The following is a 16177-nucleotide window of genomic DNA, read 5'->3' as shown; positions in this document are numbered from 1 at the left end:
GTCGTCGCGGTGCCGGGGTCGCTGCCGTGGCGCCGCTGAGCGGGCTCGGAAGCGCCTGGCGCGCATCGGCCGCACCGGCGCAGCGCTTCGCCCTGCGCGTCTACGTGCCGCAGGATGACCTCGACGGCATCTACCAGCCCCTGGTCCCCGCAGCGGTGCCGCCGGAGGAAGGCTCGGCAGCGCAGCTCGAGGAGCAGCTGGCCCGGCTGGCCGTCGCCGAGGACGGCTCCCTGCCCCCGCGCTTCGACGCCCTGTGGAGACTGCCGAGCTCAGCCGCTCCGGCGCACCCGGGCGAAGGCCCGCCCAGGCCGCTGTTCCACCCGTCGCAGCGCCTGCGCCGCAGCCTGCAGCTGTTCGCCGCGGCCGAGGAGGGCGATCAGGACGCCGCGCTGCTGTCCCTGCTGCTGCCGCATGACGAGGTCGCCGGCCGTGCCCGGAGTGCTGCCCCCGAGCATTTCCTGCCGCAGTACGCCCGCCAGTCGGACTGGACGGTGCCGCTGTCCTGGTTCGCCCTGTTCCTCGAAGAGGACCTGGTGCGCACCCCGTTCCGCGGGCGGATCGTCCACCGGCTGATCGCCCCTGCCTCCGTGGCCGCCCAGCGCGCCGGGGAGGCCTCCGGGGCCATCGCGTCGCTGCAGCGCAAGGACGTGGCCGAGCTCGCCGAGGATCTGCAGCGGCTGTCGCGATGGGTCGGCTCCTTCGGGCACGGGGCGCTCATCACCCTGGACTACGGCGCGGTCGCCGATCGCCTGCAGCCGGACGAGAGCCCCCGCGACATGGCCGATGCCATGGCCTTCGCCCGCGACGGAGACCTGGAGTCCACGGCGCTCGCCCTGCGGCGGCTGGTGCGCCGCTGGCTGCCGATCGCGCAGCTGGAGCACGCGAGCTGAACCGCACGGGTTCGGCTCCGCCCTGATCAGGCCCCTTCCGCTCCCGGATGCCGTAGAGACGTGCGGAGACCTCGGCGGACAGCTCGAAGGCCCCGACCTCCAGGCCGTAGAGGTGCTCCTCCGGCAGCCAGACGACGAAGCCCTCCTCCTCCTCCATGACCCGCAGGAGGTGATAGACCGAAGAACGGGGCAGCTCGAGCGCCGAGGCGATCGACGCCGCAGCCACCGGACTGCCCCGGCCTGCCAGGTTGCGCAGGGTGCTGCTCGCCGCCGGGACCTTGGATCAGGCCATGGACTTCATCCTCCACGTCGTCGTGAATGCCCTGAGGGCCTCGTGCGCACAGGGCGATACGGTCGTCGTCGACCCCGGCTCAGTGAATGTGCATCTATCACTGTGCCACTCGAATCGGCAGAGGCGAACCGCACCTGCCAAGATGTGTGCTGCGGCTCGGGAGGATATGCCATCGCGGACAGATCCTCAGCCCACTGCCTGCCCGAGCGCACCCCAGAGCTGGATCTTCAGGAGAGCCCATGACCCACCACGACCCTGCCCGGCAGCCTGCCGCCGACCTCGCTCCCGGCAGGGAGGGCACCGAGCTCAAGCGCGGGCTGAGCAATCGGCACATCCAGTTCATCGCGCTGGGCTCGGCGATCGGCACCGGCCTGTTCTACGGCTCCGCCTCGGCCATCTCCATGGCCGGGCCCTCGGTGCTGCTGGTCTACCTGATCGCCGGGCTCGCGGTGTTCATGGTCATGCGCGCCCTCGGCGAGCTCGCTGTGCGCCACCCGCTGCCAGGCTCCTTCGGCCAGTACGCGGCGCGCTACCTCGGGCCGTTCGCCGGCTACGTCACGGGCTGGACCTTCGTGTTCGAGATGGCCGTCGTGGCCATCGCCGATGTCACCGCGTTCGCCGTCTACATGAGCTTCTGGTTCCCCGGCACGCCGGCGTGGATCTGGATCACCGCCGTCATCCTGTTCATCGGGGCCATCAACACCCGCAACGTGAAGACCTTCGGCGAGCTCGAGTTCTGGCTCTCGAGCATCAAGGTCCTGGCGATCATCGCCATGATCGTCGGCGGCATCGCCCTGATGGTCATGGGCGTCTCCTACGCCCCGGATGCCTCCCCCGGCCCGCACAACCTCCTCGACCACGGCGGCTTCATGCCCGAGGGCACATGGGGGCTGCTCGCGTCGCTGTCGGTCGTGGTCTTCGCCTTCGGCGGCATCGAGACCATCGGCATCACCGCCGGCGAGTCCGACGACCCCGGCCATGCCATCCCGCGGGCCATCAACGCGGTGCCGTTCCGCATCCTGCTCTTCTACATCATGGCCCTCGGCGTGATCATGTCGCTGGTGCCCTGGGACAGCATCGACGGCGAGACCAGCCCGTTCGTGCAGATCTTCGACGCCCTCGGCGTCCCGTGGGCCCCCTCGATCCTGAACCTCGTGGTGATCACCGCCGCGATCTCCGCGATCAACGCCGACACCTACGGCGCGGGCCGCGTCCTCTACGGCCTGGCCCAGCAGGGGCACGCGCCCAAGGTCTTCGCCCGCGTCTCCCGCACCGGTGTCCCGTGGCTGACCGTTCTCGGCATGCTGCTCGTGCTCGCACTGGGCGCGGTGCTCAACACCGTGATGACCGACGTCTTCGTCTTCATCGCCTCGATCGCGACCTTCGCGACCGTGTGGGTGTGGCTGATGATCCTGCTCTCCCACCTGGCCATGCGCCGAGAGCTCGGCCTCCGCGGCGGCCCCGAGTCCGAGTTCAAGGTGCCGCTGTGGCCGGTGGCCTCCTGGGCCGCGGTGGCCTTCGTGCTGCTCGTGATCGTGGTGCTGGGCATCATCCCGGACACCCGGATGGCCCTGGTGATCGGAGTCGGCTGGCTGCTCCTGCTCGGCATCGGCTACCTGTTCATCCGCGGACGCGGCCACGCCCGCCCCGAGCTCGACGACCGCACCGCGACGAACCCCCGCGTCCGTCGGGACTGAGCCGCCGTCGGGGCCCCGCAGCGCGGGACCCCGACGGCCGGGCGGTCCTCGCGCGTGCCTTGCGGCCCGTGCGCGGACCGAGCGGCGCCTGCGGGTGCCGCAGGGGACGCCACAAGCCCGTGCGGTCGCCGAGCGTCCCCGCACAGCTCACGCGGGGCGGGTCAGGAGGAGGGGGTGCTCGACGACGACGCGTCCTCGCCGCGCTGCTCGTCGCGCTCGCGCTGGTGCCGCTTGAGGACCTCGACGTCGATGACGCCGGTGATGGCCTCGTCATCGGCCACCGACTCCTCGGCGCAGCGCTCGAGGTGCTTCTCTTGGTTCTGGGTGTAGATGCGGCGCGGGTCCTCGCGCAGCGTCAGCAGGGCGCGGATGCGATCGCGGCAACCGGTCTCGCGCACGATCTGCACACGGCGGCGCAGCGACCACACCACGAACAGCGCGATCATGAACATGCCGATCGCGGTGTTGAAGATCATCAGGAAGATGATCACGACCATGACCGAGGCCGCCGCCGGGTGGATCGGCTCGAAGGTCTTGAGCATGGGGACGTCGGAGCCGGTGACCTCCGGGATGCGCAGGCTGAGCAGGATGGCGGCCGTCACCACGATCAGCGCGCACATCAGTCCGCCGAAGGAGCCGCCCCAGCGGGCTTCGCGGGTGTTCGGGAGGTTTCCGCCGATCACCAGGCTCATGGAGACGGCAAGCATCATGTTCATGCAGGCGTAGTTGATGCCGGAGAGCACGGCGCCCACGATGCCGATCGCGCCGAAAGAGATGAAGTACTGGAGCACCTCCTGGCCCGTGGCGAAGCCGGCTCCGACCACCAGCCCCACGAAGGCCAGAGCTGTCATCAGGACGGTGCGCATGCGCATGGAGGATCCCGGGCAAGCGTGGATCGGGCACCCGGGTCCCCAGCGGATCCCCCAGGGCGGGCGCCGCTGGGCATGCCCTACAGTGCAGGCCCGCTCACATGCTCGGGGCCCGCCGGGGCGTCAGCCCCGCTGCTGCGAGGAGCCGCCCCGGCCGCGGCCGTCGTCGCGCGTGCCGCCGCCGTCGGCGCGCTCGCACCGGGCCCGGGCCTCCTCGATGACCTCCAGGTCCAGCGCCTCGGTGAGGGTCTCGCCCTGCGCCGAAGAGTCCTGCAGGTACCCGGCCAGCTTGCGCTCGTGGCGCGCCGTGAAGCGCCGCTTGGGATCATCGCGCAGACGCAGCAGCGCGCGGATGCGATCGCGGCGCCCGGTCTCCTGGCCCACCTGGACGCGGCGGCGCACCCACCAGACGATGAAGACGACGATCATCAGCATCCCGATGTAGCCGACCAGCGGGTAGATGTAGGACATCAGCGTGGAGAAGCCCAGGAAGCTCAGGGCGTAGCCCACCAGGCACACCAGCAGGAACACGGGGCGGTAGCGGTGCGGGGCCCGCACCGTCAGGCGCCGCCCGAGGGCGTAGAACAGCCCGATCACGGTGTTGAAGATCATCAGGTAGACGATGACCACCATGACCGCTGCCGCCGCCGGGTGGATGGACTCGAAGAGGCTGAGCATGGGGACCTCGGCCTGCCCCACGTCCTGGATGTTCAAGTACAGCAGCACCACGACCATCAGCACGAGGATCATGTAGAGCAGGCCGCCGCTGAAGCCGCCCCAGACCGCCTCGCGCGTGTTGGGGGTGCTGCCGCCGATCACCAGGCACATGGACACCGCGACCATGAGGTTCATGCCCGTGTAGTTCATGGCCGAGACCCACCAGGGGCGCACCGGCGACTCGGCCTGCTGGGCCACGGCGCTGAGCTGGGAGAGGTCCTGCGGCAGATCGAACATGGTCCAGACGAAGGCCGCCAGGATCGCGATGACCACCAGCGGGGTGATCCCGGAGATGATGCTGGAGACGCGGTCGACGTCGAGCTGACCCGCCGCCAGCACGAGCAGGGTCATCAGCCCGGCCCCGATCCAGGTGGGCAGGCCGAACTGCTGCTCCAGCGTGGAGCCCGCGCCGGCGATCATCACGAAGCCGACCGAGAACAGCGTGAAGGTCACCGACCAGTCCAGGAACCGCGACAGCCACGGGTGCGCGACGTTGCCGAAGACCTTGGAGTGGCTCTCGGCCATGAAGTAGCTGCCCAGAAGCAGGGTCACCGACCCCGCCGCCGTCACCAGCAGCCCGGAGATCACCGCGCCCCAGATCCCGACGGCGCCGAAGGACGTGAAGTACTGGATCATCTCCTGGCCGGTCGCGAACCCCGCCCCCACGATCAGCCCCACGAATGCCAGGGCGACCTTCACGGCCGTCATCTTCCTCATGCGGGGCAGTCCCTCCTCGGAGATGGAGCAGGGCGGGCCGAGTCCCGCCCCGCTCCGGATCGGCTCGGTGAGCTTCCGATCCTATGCGCCCTGCGTGGTGCGCCTCACATCGCACGACGCCCGACGGACGCGCAGCGAGGCGGCTGCACAGAGGCTCAGGCCGGCGCGCGGCCGCCGTCGTGCTCCGCGGAGCCCTCGTCGTCCGAGAGCTCGAGGTCCTGCTCCGTGCGCGATTCGAGCACCTGGGTCAGGCGGTCGTCATCGGCCGGCGACTGCCGCACGGCCTCCTCGTAGCGCTTCTCGTGACCGGGGGCGTAGTCCTTGCCCGGGTCGCGGCGCAGGCGCAGCAGGGCGCGCAGACGGCCGCGGCGCGTGGTCTCCTCTGCGATCTGCGTGCGGTAGCGCGCCCAGCCGAAGACCATGACCACGATCATGACCATGCCCGTGTAGCCGATCACCGGGTAGACGTACTCCATGAGGGTGTCGAAGCCGGCGAAGCTCACGCCGTAGCCGAGCAGGCAGGCGAGCAGGAAGACCGGGCGGTACTTGTCCCGGTGCGAGGCCGTCAGCCGGCGCCCCAGTGCGTAGAACATGCCGATCGCGGTGTTGAAGATCATCGCGAAGATGATGAACACCATGATCGTGGCCAGCGCCGGGTGCATGGCCTCGAACAGCTGCAGCATGGGCACCGCGGAGTCGCCGACCTCTGCCATGTTGAAGTACAGGGCGACCGCTGCCATCAGCAGCAGCACCGTGTAGAGGATGCCCCCTATCAGGCCGCCGAGACCGGCCTCGCGCGGCTCGGCATTGTTGCCGCCGATCACCAGGCACATGGACACGCCCAGCAGCAGTGCCAGGCCGTTGTAGTTCAGGGCCGAGAGCAGCCACGGCTGGACAGGGGAGGCCTGCTCCTGGGCGACCGAGCTGAGCTGCGAGAAGTCCTGCGGCAGGTTCGCCATCGTGTAGATGAACGCGACGATCACGGCCAGGATGATCAGCGGGGTGAGCGTGGAGATGACGCTGGAGACCCTGTCCACGTCGAGCATCCCGACCAGCATCACCAGCACGGTCATCACCGCGGCACCGGCCCAGGCGGGGAAGCCCCACTGCTGCTCGAGCGTGGAGCCGGCCCCGGCCAGCATGACGAACCCGACCGCGAAGAGGGTCAGGGTCACGGCGATGTCCAGGAACCGCGAGATCACGGGGTTGGCCACGCTGCGGAAGACGCGGTTGTGCTCCTCAGCCAGGTAGAAGCTGCCCAGCTGGATGATCACGGCGCCGGCCAGCGCGAACACCACGCCTGCGACCACGGCGCCGACGAGGCCGATGGCCCCGAAGGAGAGGAAGTACTGGATGACCTCCTGGCCCGTGGCGAATCCCGCTCCCACGAGCAGCCCCACGAAGGCCAGGGCGATCTTGAAGGATCTCTTCAGAGACACTGTGGACAGGCTCCTGTTCATCGTTCGTCCGTCCCGGGGGCTCCGCCGCGGAAGGCCAGAGCGCGAAACGGCCCCCAGCCACGTGTCGTCCTGGGGGCCGCGGATCGTCCCGGTGGGCGCCGGTGCGCCGACGCTTCACTGTAAGTGAGCCTGCTGATGAACCCCAGCGCCGGGATCACATCCCGATCACGGACTTCAGCGGCTCAGCTCGCGCAGCGCCGGTCGATCCAGAGGTCGACGGGCTCCAGGCGCGTGCGCAGCGCGTCGAGCTCCTGAGGCTCCAGGCCCATGCCGTAGTCCTCGAGCAGTCCGGCGGCCTCGTCGAAGTCGTCGCGCACGGCGGCCGGTGCGTCATCTGCGGCCTCGCGCACGTCGCCGGCTGTGGCCGCAGGATCCAGCGACGGGGCGCCGTCCTCCTCGGCCAGCGGCAGCAGGGTGAGGGAGAGGTACAGCTCGGAGACGACGGCACACTGCTCGGGTGCGGCCGGATGCGGCTCAGCCTGCTCGCGCGATACGGTGCCGGCTTCCGCGCTGGCCTGGGGCCCCGACACGGCTTCCGGGCTCTCCAGGGGAGCTTCGCCGCCGGAGGCGCAGCCCGGCAGCACCGCGACGGCCGCCAGCAGGGCGGACGCGGCCATCAGACGACGCGGGGCGGGTGCTCGGCTCACGCCCACACAGTAGCGGCCGCGCGAGCCGTCACGGGCGAACGAGCTCGAAGGCCACGATGTCAACGGCGCTGCCACCGGGCATGTCCGGGTAGTGCCGGTCGAGAGCGGCCTGCAGCTGGGCGAGGGACTCGAAGCCGTCGCGCACGGCGTCCTGCTCGCTGAGCTCGTCGCGGCGCACGGTGCGCACGCCAGTCACCTCGGCGCTGATCACGACGTCCTCGCCGGAATCCTTCTCCAACACGATCTCGGCCGGACCCGGGACGAAGGGGTCCTGGTACCGCACGGTCTGGCGCTTGCTGCCATCCCGGATCAGGGTCTCGTAGCCCTCCCACATGAGGATGCGCTGCAGCGGCTGTCCGCCGGCGTCGGGGCTCTGGTGCTGGTTCGGCTCTGCGGTCATGGCGCCCACGGTAGCCGCCGCTCCGTCGCCCTCGACCGGCCGATTGCGGACTGTCCAGCCGTCGGCTGGTGGGAGGGGAATCGGCCGCTCGGACCGCGGAGGGGCTGACGCTCGACAAGCGGGCGGGCATGCAGAAGGCCCCCGCACTGGTGTGCGGGGACCTTCTGGGCGGTGGCTCCGACCGGCGTCGATCCGGTGACCTTACGATTTTCAGTCGTACGCTCTACCAACTGAGCTACAGAGCCAGGCATCCGGTGTCTCAGATGCCAAGACGGCCTCAGCTGAGCTGACGCCGTCTGTGCGACCCTGACGGGACTTGAACCCGCGACCTCCGCCGTGACAGGGCGGCGCGCTAACCAACTGCGCTACAGGGCCTTGTGGAGTGCTTACAGGCGGTCCCGCGGGACCTCCCTGCCGTTTTCCAACGAGGCAAGATATTAGCACCATGACAGCCCCTGCGCGCAAATCGGGATCCGCAGCCCCCGGAGCTCATCCGTCGGGCGCTGAATGCCCCCGGAGACGACGAAACGCCCGGCCGGCTGATGCCGACCGGGCGCTCGCCTGCGCTGGTACCCCCAACGGGATTCGAACCCGTGTCGCCGCCGTGAAAGGGCGGTGTCCTAGGCCTCTAGACGATGAGGGCGCACCGCGCGCAAGGCGCGCGGATGGAACCGGAGCCTATCAGGTCCGCCCCCTCTCCCGAGGGCCCCGACGATCCCTCGACGGCGCCCCGACGACGGCGATCAACAGCCGTTGTCAGGCCCTTGCGCGAGAATGCAGCGGTGATGGACGTCAGCGAGGCCGAGTTCGAATCCCTGGTCGATGATGCCCTCGACGGCATCCCCGAGGACATCTTCGCGATGCTCGACAACGTCGTCGTGCTGATCGAAGCACGGCCTCCGGAGGGGATGCCGGAGCTGCTGGGGCTCTACGAGGGCGTGCCGCTCACCGAGAGGGACTCGTCGTGGATGGGCTCGCTGCCCGATCACATCCGCATCTTCCGCGAACCGCTGCTGCGCATGTGCCGCGATCGGGATGAGCTGGTCCACGAGATCACCGTGACCGTCGTGCACGAGATCGCCCACCACTTCGGGATCGAGGAGCAGCGGCTGCACCGACTCGGCTGGGGATGAGGCAGCCGTACCGCGTGCTTGCAGGAGCGCGGGGCAGAATGTCCGCAGGAGACCACCGCACACCACTCGTTCGGCAGGAGACAGCGATGACCGCAGAGGATGGACTGCCCTCGGAGACGGGGCCCGCGACCTGGAGCACCTGGGACCGCTCCGGGACGGCGGAGGGCGTCCGCACGCTGCGCCCCCAGACCGTCGAGCAGCTCTCCGAGGCCATGGCGGCGGCCGCGGCGGCGGGGCTGAGCACCCGGGTCACGGGCGCGGGCCACAGCTTCAACCTGCTGGCTCAGCCGCAGGAGCTGCGCCTGGACACCTCCGAGCTTGTGGGGCTGCAGGAGGTCGACCGGCAGGGGCGTCGAGCCACGCTGCTGGGCGGCACCCCGCTGATCCAGGCCGCGCGGGAGCTCGATGCCTGCGGACTGGCCTTCTCCAACCTGCCCGACACCCTGCACCAGTCCATTGCCGGGGCGATCTCCACCGCCACGCACGGCACCGGCGCCGGCTTCCAGTCGCTGTCGGGGCAGGTCGTGGCGCTGACCCTGGTGCTGGCCTCCGGCGAGATCGTCGAGTGCTCCCTCACCCAGCGCCCGGAGCTCTTCCAGGCGACCCGGGCCGGGCTGGGCGTCGTCGGTGTGATCGCCGCCGTCACGGTGCAGTGCGAGGACTCCTTCCGCCTGCACTCCGCCGAGTTCAACGAGTCGCTCGAGCCGCTGATCGCGGGCCTGGGCGAACGCATGGCCTCGGCCGATCACTTCGAGCTGTACTGGAACCCGGGCAGCGACTCCGCCCACACCCACATCATGAGCCGCCTGCACCGGCTGCCCTCCGAATGGTCCGCCCCCGGCTCCCGGATGGCCCAGGGCGTGCGCCGCAGCGACGACGCCGTCCTGCGCCGCGCCCTGCCGGCGGCCCTGAACCGCCTGGCCGGGGCCGCCCCGCGAGCGATCCCCGGGCTGCGCCGGCTGGACTCGCTGTCGCTGAGCTCGCGGCGCTACACGGATCTGTCCTACAAGGTCTTCGCCTCCTCGAGGCCCGTGAAGTTCCTGCAGACCGAGTGGGCCGTGCCCCTCGAGCAGCTCCCGGAGACCTTCCGCGAGGTGCAGAAGGTGCTCGAGCGCGAGCAGGCCGATCTGGGCCTCCCGCTGAGCGTGCGATGCTCGGCGCCGGAGGAGACCTGGCTGTCTCCGGCGCACGCGCGCTACACCGGGTGGATCACGGTGCGGCAGTTCTGGCGGCGCTGGCGCCCGGAGACCTTCGAGGCCCTCGAAGAGGTCTTCCTGGCCCACGACGGACGCCCCCACTGGGGCGGTCGGCATGGACTGCAGGCCGAGCAGCTGCGTCCCATGTACGCGCACTGGGACGACTTCCTGGCCGTGCGCGAGCAGGCGGACCCCCGGGGCCTCCTGCTCAACGACACCGCCCGCGGCCTGCTGGGCCTCTGAGAGCAGCTGCCGGCCCCGCCCCGCGAGCGGGGCAGGACCGGCAGACGGGGCTCAGCCCTGTCGGGAGACCCGGACCATCTCCTCGCGGTCCACGACCTTCACGCGCTCGCGGGGGTTGCCCTCGGCGTCGTGGGAGGAGGCGCCGAGGGCCTGCTCATGCTCGTCGAGCTGCAGCCAGCCGTCCCAGGTGGTGTACTCGACGCCCTTGGACTCGAGGGTCTCCACGACCGCCTCGGGCTCGGGGCGCACGGCCGAGAGCTGGCCGCGGTCCTCGAGCAGGTGCGTGATGGTCTCGAGGGCATCAGACTTGGTGGCGCCGATCAGACCCACGGGTCCGCGCTTGATCCAGCCGGAGGCGTAGACGCCGTTGAGCACCGAGCCCTCGGGATCGACCACGCGCCCCTCCTGGTTCAGGATCACGCCGCGGTGGAGGTCGAACGGGATCTCCGGCAGCGGCGAGCCCAGGTAGCCGATCGCGTAGTAGACGGCGCCCATGGGGTGGTCGACGTACTCGCCGATCGGGGACACGGAGCCGTCCTCGTTGAGGCGGGTGCGCTCGGTGCGCAGCGCCACGACCTTGCCGTCCTCGCCCAGGATCCGCTCCGGGCGCTGGAAGAAGTGCAGGTGCAGGCGGCGCGAGGCCGTCTTGGGGGTCTCGTCCTCGACCCACTTGCGCAGGGTCTTGAGCATGACCTTGGCCTGGTTGGAGTCACCGGCTGCCTCGTCGGCCACGTCCTCCGGGGAGTAGTCCTCGTCGTGGACGATGACGTCGACGTCCGGGACCTTGCCGAGCTCGCGCAGCTCGAGCGGGGTGAACTTCATCTGGGCCGGGCCGCGGCGGCCGAAGACGTGGACGTCCGTGACCGGGCTGGCCTTCAGCCCCTGGTACACGTTGCCCGGGATCTCGGTGGTGAGCATGTCATCCGCGTGCTTGGCCAGCACGCGGGCCACGTCCAGGGCCACGTTGCCGTTGCCGATGACCGCGACCTGCTCCGCCTCCAGGGGCCACTCGCGCGGGTAGTCGGGGTGGCCGTCGTACCAGGCGACGAAGTCCGCCGCTCCGTGCACACCGTCGAGCTCGACGCCCTCGACCTCGAGCGGGGCGTCCTTGACGGCGCCGGTGGAGAACACGACGGCGTCGTAGAGGTCCTGCAGGTCGCCCAGGGTGAGGTCCCGGCCGTACTCGACGTTGCCGAAGAAGCGCACCGCGCCGCTGCCCAGGATCTGGCGCAGGGCCGTGATGATGCCCTTGATGCGGGGGTGATCGGGGGCCACGCCGTAGCGGATCAGGCCGAAGGGGGTGGGGTAGCGGTCGAAGATGTCGATCGAGACCTCCACCTCGCCGGACTTCACGGCCTCCGACTTGGCCAGCATGTCCGCGGTGTAGATGCCCGCGGGGCCGGCGCCGATGATCGCCACGCGCAGCGGCCGTGCGGCGCCCTGCGTCTGCGTCTGCTCCGTCATGTATCTCTCCTCCTCGGCCCCAGCCGGGGGCCGTGCGTACGTTTCTGCGGCTGATCCACTGAGGCCAGCCTAAGCAATGAGTTGGTCCGCTCAGGACCGCAGCAGGCCGCGACCTCGCAGCAGCCGCTTCTCGAGCGGGTTGAACAGCAGCAGCTCGATCACGATGCCGACCGCCAGGATGGTCAGCACGGCGGTCAGCACGACCGCCATGTCCGAGACGGTGCGGCCCTGCGCCAGCAGGGAGCCCAGCCCGAAGCCGATCGAGCCGCCGATCGCGATGAGCTCGGCACCCATCAGGGAGCGCCACGAGAACGCCCAGCCCTGCTTGAGCCCAGCCACATAGCCCGGCATCGCCGCGGGCAGCACGACCTTCAGCGCCAGCGTGGAGCCCGTGGCCCCCATGATCCGCCCGGCCTTGAGCAGCTGCGGCGGGATCTGGTCCACGCCGGCCAGCATGCCGTTGACGATCGACGGGATCGCGCCCATCAGCACCACGAAGTAGACCGTGGCATCCGACAGGCCGAACCACACGATCGCCGCCGGCACCCAGGCCACCGAGGGCAGCACCTGCATGCCGGAGATCAGCGGGCCCACCGCGTTGCGCAGCCCCTGCCACGAGGCGATCAGCAGGGCGAGAGGCGTGGCCACCAGAACCGCGATCAGGAAGCCGCTGATGCCTCGCCACAGCGACGTGCCCAGCGCCCCGGGAAGCGTGCCGTCGGCGGTGGCCGCCCCGATCTGCCGGGCGACGTCGATCGGTCCCGGCATGATGTCCGGGCGCGGATCGATCAGGGCCACGAGCAGCTGCCAGATCAGCACGGCGGCCACGAGCGCGGCCAGCGTGGGGGCGGCGCGCTGCCGGAAGACCTCCCCCGGGGAGCGTCGACGGCGGCCGTCGGACTGCAGCGCGTCCAGCCCCGCCAGGGCGCTGTCCGGGGAGTCGGGGCTGGACGCGGACGTCTCCGAGGACGACGGGCCCGACGACGGCGTGCCGCGACCCTGCGCCCAGGGCGTCTGGGCGCCGGCGGTGGTGCGATCAGCGGGCATGGCGGCCGATCTCCTCCCTGAGGCGGCGGGTGATGGTGCGGGTCAGCTCCGCCAGCGTCTCCTCGGAGGTCTGGCCGCTGGCCTCGAAGCCGTAGGAGTCCGGATCCTTCCAGGGCCCCGTGTCCCACTGCTCGACGATCCGCCCGGGCCGCGACGACAGCAGCAGCACGCGCTGGCCCAGGTGGACGGCCTCGGAGACGTTGTGGGTGATGAACACGATGGTGCGCCCGGTGACCTCCCAGATCCGCAGCAGCTCCTCCTGGAGCAGGTCCCGGGTGATGGCGTCCAGCGCCGAGAAGGGCTCGTCCATCAGCAGGACCTCGCGCTCCTGGGCGAGGCCGCGGGCCAGGCCAACGCGCTGGCGCATGCCTCCGGAGAGCTCGTGCGGGCGCTTGTCCGCGACCTGCGGCAGGCGCACGAGCTCGAGCAGCTCCTCGGCCCGCTCGCGGCGCTGGGCACGGGGCACGCCTGCCAGCTCGAGGGCCAGCTCGACGTTCTGCCCGGCGGTGAGCCACGGGAACAGGGAGGCATCCTGGAACATGAACGCGCAGCCCTCGGCAGGGGCCGTGACGCTGCCCGCGGTGGGCTCCTCGAGTCCGGCGATGATGTTCAGCAGCGTCGTCTTGCCGGAGCCCGAGGCCCCGAGCAGGGTCACGAACTCGCCGCGGCGCACCTCCAGGTCCAGGTCCGCGAGCACGGCAGGCCCTCCGAAGGACTTGGCCAGCCCGTCCATGCGGATCACGGACTGCCCGCTCACTGCTGGGCCTCCACGGGCTCCAGGCCTCGCTGCTCGCGCACGCGGTTCAGCGGCTCCACGTCGACCATGCCGTCCAGCGAGGCATCCTGCGTGACCCCGGCGGAGACGCCGTTGTCGAGCAGGGTCGAATACGTCGAGGCCATGGGATCGGCGGTCCACTGCATCTGCTCCAGGGCGCTGATCAGCGTCTGCTCGGGCAGCGCCTGGCCCTGGGCGTCGACCATCGCCTCGTTGAGCATGACGGCCTCGTCCTCCTGCGGCATCTGCTCGAGGTGCTCGACCGAGTCCTCGAGGCCGTCGAGCAGCTTCTCCACGGTCTGCGGGTGCTCCTTGAGGTAGTCGGTGCGCACGGCCAGCACCGTCGTGGGGTACTCGCCGTCGGGCCATAGATCGCCCTCGTCCACGAGCACGCGACCGCCCTCCTCGGTCATGAGGGTGACCCACGGCTGGGGGCCCCAGAAGCCGTCGATCTGGCCCTGCCGGAAGGTCTGCAGCGCCTGACCGGAGGGCATGGGCGTGATCGAGACGGAGTCCGGGGAGCCGGTGTCCACCTCGTAGCCGCGCTCCTCGAGCCACACGCGCAGCGCCACGTCCTGCGTGCCGCCCAGCGCCGGGGTCGCGAACGTGCGCCCGGCCAGGTCGTCCTCGCCGGCGACGTCGTCGGAGACGATGAACTGCGCACCGCCGGAGGTCGCCCCGCCGATGATCGTGATCGACTCGCCGCCGGACTGCACGTACGAGTTGATCGCGGGGTTCGGGCCCATGAACGCGGCATCGACCTCGCCGGAGTTCATGGCCTCGATGGTCGTGGGGCCGGTCGAGAAGACCTGGGTGCTCAGCTCGGTGCTGCCCAGCGCCTCGTCGAAGATCCCGTCGTGGACACCGGCCAGCGCCGGGCCGTGCGTCAGGTTGGCGAAGTAGCCCAGCGTGAGCTCGTCGGCATCCGAGGTCTGGATCCGCTGGTCCTCGAGCGCGTCCAGCGTCCCGTTGGCGCGCAGCGCCGTGGCCGTCACGGACAGCACGAGCAGCACGGCCAGGCCTGTGAGCACCAGGGGCCAGCCGGTGAAGCGGCGCTTGGGCCGCTGCCGCCCCTGGGACCCGCCGGGGGTGCGCGTGACGGTCTCCAGCGGTTCTGGGGCGCCGTCGCGGCCGCGGCTGCGTTCGGCCACTCAGCCCTCCCCGACCAGGCCGGCGGCCAGGGTGTTCCCGGACTGCTCGTCGATCAGCAGGAAGGCACCGGTGCGGCGCAGCTGGGCGTAGTCGTCCAGCGGCAGCGCCGACGGGGTGCGCAGCACGACCGAGCCGATGTCGTTGAGCTCGAGGGACTGGGCCTGGCCCAGCTGCATGGTCTCCAGGTCCAGGGCGCCGACGATCTCGCCCACCATGGCCTTGACCGTGGCGGTGCCGTGCTTGAGCAGCACGCGGGAGCGCGGGCGCAGAGGGGTCTCGCCGAGCCAGGCCAGGCGGGCCGCGATCTCCTTGACCGGCTCCGGCGGGGTCGGATCGGCTGCGGCGATGAGCTCGCCGCGGGCCACGTCGAGGTCATCGGCCAGGCGAAGCGTCACCGAGCGCGGGGCGGCGGCCTCCGTGAGCTGCTCGCCCGGGAAGGGACCGGCCTGCTCGGAGGCCGTGCCGGCCACGTCGATGCCCACGACCGTGCTCCGGCGCCCCGACGGCTGCACGACGACCTCATCGCCCACGGAGACGGTCCCGGAAGCGATCTGCCCGGCGTAGCCGCGGTAGTCGCGGGTGGCCTCGGGATCCACGCCCTGGGCCACGCCTCCCTGCGGGCGGATGACGTACTGCACGGGGAAGCGGAAGGGTCGGGCCTCGCCGCGGCCGGACTCGTCGACCGTGGGCAGCTCCTCGAGGATCCGCAGCAGCGGGCGGCCGTCGTAGCCGCCCCGGGAGTACCAGGACAGCCGCTCGGAGGGCTCCACGACGTTGTCGCCCTCCAGTGCGGAGACCGGCACGACCTTCAGACCCTGGAGGAGCTCCTCGGAGCCGATGCTGCGAGCGACCTCGGTGATCTCGTCGCGGATCTCGTCGAAGCGGGCCTGCGACCAGTCCACCAGGTCGATCTTGTTGACGGCCACGATCACGTGCGGGACGCGCAGCAGCGCCGTCACGGCCAGGTGGCGGCGGGTCTGCTCGAGCACGCCGTGGCGGGCGTCGACCAGCAGGACGACGGCGTCGGCGGTCGAGGCGCCGGTGACCGTGTTCTTCGTGTACTGCACGTGCCCGGGGCAGTCGGCCAGCACAAACGAGCGGCGGTCGGTCGCGAAGTAGCGGTAGGCCACATCGATCGTGATGCCCTGCTCGCGCTCGGCGCGCAGCCCGTCGGTCAGCAGGGCGAGATCCAGCTTGCCCTCGCCGCCGCCGAAGCCGCGCTCGGCGGAGGTGCGGGCCACGGCCTCGAGCTGATCGGCCAGGATCGCCTTGGCGTCGTGCAGCAGCCGGCCCACCAGGGTGGACTTGCCGTCGTCGACGGAGCCGGCGGTCGCGAAGCGGAACAGCGAGCCGGGATCGATCGTGGAGGTCACGGCGGGAGCGGAGGTCTCGGTCACGGGCACCTTCTGTGGTTCTTCGGCGCGCATCGGCGCTGGGGCGTGGACGGGGCGGAGGCAGCGGGGCTCACGGCCCGGAGG

At 70.8% G+C, this 16177-nt stretch carries 14 protein-coding genes, 3 tRNA genes and 1 pseudogene; 4 read left to right on the top strand and 14 right to left on the bottom strand.

The genetic code is table 11. The annotated features are described in order from the left end of the window. The first annotated feature begins 26 nt into the window (after nucleotides 1–26). Entirely contained in the window at nucleotides 27–890 is an 864-nt protein-coding gene (locus QSJ40_RS00835) for a DUF8083 family protein (protein WP_285728352.1), read from the top strand. A gap of 64 nt (nucleotides 891–954) precedes the next feature. Here QSJ40_RS00835 and QSJ40_RS00830 read toward each other — a convergent pair. After that, nucleotides 955–1146: pseudogene (locus QSJ40_RS00830) on the bottom strand (helix-turn-helix domain-containing protein); the annotation flags it as partial. Nucleotides 1147–1421: 275 nt separating this feature from the next. On the opposite strand from QSJ40_RS00830, the gene QSJ40_RS00825 reads away from it, so the two are divergent. Further along, on the top strand, nucleotides 1422–2879 hold the full coding sequence (locus tag QSJ40_RS00825; protein WP_285728351.1) for an amino acid permease: 1458 nt from the start codon (nucleotides 1422–1424) through the stop codon (nucleotides 2877–2879). A gap of 161 nt (nucleotides 2880–3040) precedes the next feature. On the opposite strand, the gene QSJ40_RS00820 is transcribed toward QSJ40_RS00825, so the two are convergent. From QSJ40_RS00820 to QSJ40_RS00785, 8 genes are all read right to left on the bottom strand, one after another. Continuing rightward, nucleotides 3041–3751 (bottom strand): hypothetical protein, encoded by a 711-nt coding sequence (locus QSJ40_RS00820; protein ID WP_285728350.1) that lies wholly within the window; start codon nucleotides 3749–3751, stop codon nucleotides 3041–3043. A 120-nt stretch (nucleotides 3752–3871) separates the two neighbouring features. After that, on the bottom strand, nucleotides 3872–5182 hold the full coding sequence (locus QSJ40_RS00815) for a YkvI family membrane protein (RefSeq protein WP_053448004.1): 1311 nt from the start codon (nucleotides 5180–5182) through the stop codon (nucleotides 3872–3874). A 155-nt stretch (nucleotides 5183–5337) separates the two neighbouring features. Then, complete coding sequence (locus QSJ40_RS00810) at nucleotides 5338–6621, bottom strand: YkvI family membrane protein (protein ID WP_285728349.1); 1284 nt, start codon at nucleotides 6619–6621, stop codon at nucleotides 5338–5340. Between the two features lie 203 nt (nucleotides 6622–6824). Next, nucleotides 6825–7289: a hypothetical protein gene (locus QSJ40_RS00805; RefSeq protein WP_157796622.1), complete on the bottom strand. Its 465-nt coding sequence runs from the start codon at nucleotides 7287–7289 to the stop codon at nucleotides 6825–6827. Between the two features lie 28 nt (nucleotides 7290–7317). Then, entirely contained in the window at nucleotides 7318–7689 is a 372-nt protein-coding gene (locus QSJ40_RS00800; protein ID WP_081609461.1) for an ASCH domain-containing protein, read from the bottom strand. Nucleotides 7690–7861: 172 nt separating this feature from the next. Beyond that, a tRNA-Phe gene (locus tag QSJ40_RS00795) sits at nucleotides 7862–7934 on the bottom strand. A 56-nt stretch (nucleotides 7935–7990) separates the two neighbouring features. Further along, nucleotides 7991–8064, bottom strand: a tRNA-Asp gene (locus QSJ40_RS00790). Between the two features lie 192 nt (nucleotides 8065–8256). Then, nucleotides 8257–8332: transfer RNA gene (locus QSJ40_RS00785), tRNA-Glu, on the bottom strand. A gap of 142 nt (nucleotides 8333–8474) precedes the next feature. On the opposite strand from QSJ40_RS00785, the gene QSJ40_RS00780 reads away from it, so the two are divergent. Beyond that, a complete protein-coding gene (locus QSJ40_RS00780; RefSeq protein WP_006214124.1) occupies nucleotides 8475–8822 on the top strand; it encodes a metallopeptidase family protein in 348 nt (115 codons plus the stop codon). An 86-nt stretch (nucleotides 8823–8908) separates the two neighbouring features. Then, nucleotides 8909–10261: a D-arabinono-1,4-lactone oxidase gene (locus QSJ40_RS00775; protein WP_271404184.1), complete on the top strand. Its 1353-nt coding sequence runs from the start codon at nucleotides 8909–8911 to the stop codon at nucleotides 10259–10261. 51 nt (nucleotides 10262–10312) lie between these two features. Here QSJ40_RS00775 and QSJ40_RS00770 read toward each other — a convergent pair whose 3' ends face one another. The 5 genes from QSJ40_RS00770 to QSJ40_RS00750 all read right to left on the bottom strand — a co-directional run bounded on the left by QSJ40_RS00770 (nucleotide 10313) and on the right by QSJ40_RS00750 (nucleotide 16126). Next, nucleotides 10313–11725 carry an FAD-dependent oxidoreductase gene (locus tag QSJ40_RS00770; RefSeq protein ID WP_285728348.1) on the bottom strand — a complete coding sequence of 471 codons (1413 nt, stop codon included), beginning with the start codon at nucleotides 11723–11725 and terminating at the stop codon, nucleotides 10313–10315. 90 nt (nucleotides 11726–11815) lie between these two features. After that, nucleotides 11816–12772, bottom strand: a complete 957-nt coding sequence (locus QSJ40_RS00765; RefSeq protein ID WP_006214121.1) for an ABC transporter permease — start codon at nucleotides 12770–12772, stop codon at nucleotides 11816–11818. Next, nucleotides 12762–13505, bottom strand: coding sequence for an ABC transporter ATP-binding protein (locus QSJ40_RS00760; RefSeq protein ID WP_285728858.1), 744 nt, complete (start codon nucleotides 13503–13505; stop codon nucleotides 12762–12764). Before QSJ40_RS00760 ends, QSJ40_RS00765 begins: the two co-directional genes overlap by 11 nt. Before the next feature lie 20 nt (nucleotides 13506–13525). Then, nucleotides 13526–14698 (bottom strand): ABC transporter substrate-binding protein, encoded by a 1173-nt coding sequence (locus tag QSJ40_RS00755; RefSeq protein WP_024289655.1) that lies wholly within the window; start codon nucleotides 14696–14698, stop codon nucleotides 13526–13528. Further along, entirely contained in the window at nucleotides 14699–16126 is a 1428-nt protein-coding gene (locus QSJ40_RS00750) for a sulfate adenylyltransferase subunit 1 (RefSeq protein WP_081609460.1), read from the bottom strand. It lies immediately after the preceding gene. Nucleotides 16127–16177: the final 51 nt, after the last annotated feature.

Origin of the sequence: Kocuria sp. NBRC 114282 (genome assembly GCF_030268385.1) — a bacterium.
GTDB lineage: Bacteria > Actinomycetota > Actinomycetes > Actinomycetales > Micrococcaceae > Kocuria > Kocuria palustris.
The sequence above is the reverse complement of the archived record's forward strand: the minus strand, read 5'-3'. Positions and strand labels throughout refer to the sequence as shown.

Coding starts and splice junctions, on each gene's coding strand:
- QSJ40_RS00825 (WP_285728351.1), top strand. CDS start 1,422: ATGACCCACCACGACCCTGCCCGGCAGCCTGCCGCCGACCTCGCTCCC.
- QSJ40_RS00820 (WP_285728350.1), bottom strand. CDS start 3,751: ATGCGCATGCGCACCGTCCTGATGACAGCTCTGGCCTTCGTGGGGCTG.
- QSJ40_RS00815 (WP_053448004.1), bottom strand. CDS start 5,182: ATGAGGAAGATGACGGCCGTGAAGGTCGCCCTGGCATTCGTGGGGCTG.
- QSJ40_RS00800 (WP_081609461.1), bottom strand. CDS start 7,689: ATGACCGCAGAGCCGAACCAGCACCAGAGCCCCGACGCCGGCGGACAG.
- QSJ40_RS00780 (WP_006214124.1), top strand. CDS start 8,475: ATGGACGTCAGCGAGGCCGAGTTCGAATCCCTGGTCGATGATGCCCTC.
- QSJ40_RS00775 (WP_271404184.1), top strand. CDS start 8,909: ATGACCGCAGAGGATGGACTGCCCTCGGAGACGGGGCCCGCGACCTGG.
- QSJ40_RS00770 (WP_285728348.1), bottom strand. CDS start 11,725: ATGACGGAGCAGACGCAGACGCAGGGCGCCGCACGGCCGCTGCGCGTG.
- QSJ40_RS00765 (WP_006214121.1), bottom strand. CDS start 12,772: ATGCCCGCTGATCGCACCACCGCCGGCGCCCAGACGCCCTGGGCGCAG.
- QSJ40_RS00760 (WP_285728858.1), bottom strand. CDS start 13,505: ATGGACGGGCTGGCCAAGTCCTTCGGAGGGCCTGCCGTGCTCGCGGAC.
- QSJ40_RS00750 (WP_081609460.1), bottom strand. CDS start 16,126: ATGCGCGCCGAAGAACCACAGAAGGTGCCCGTGACCGAGACCTCCGCT.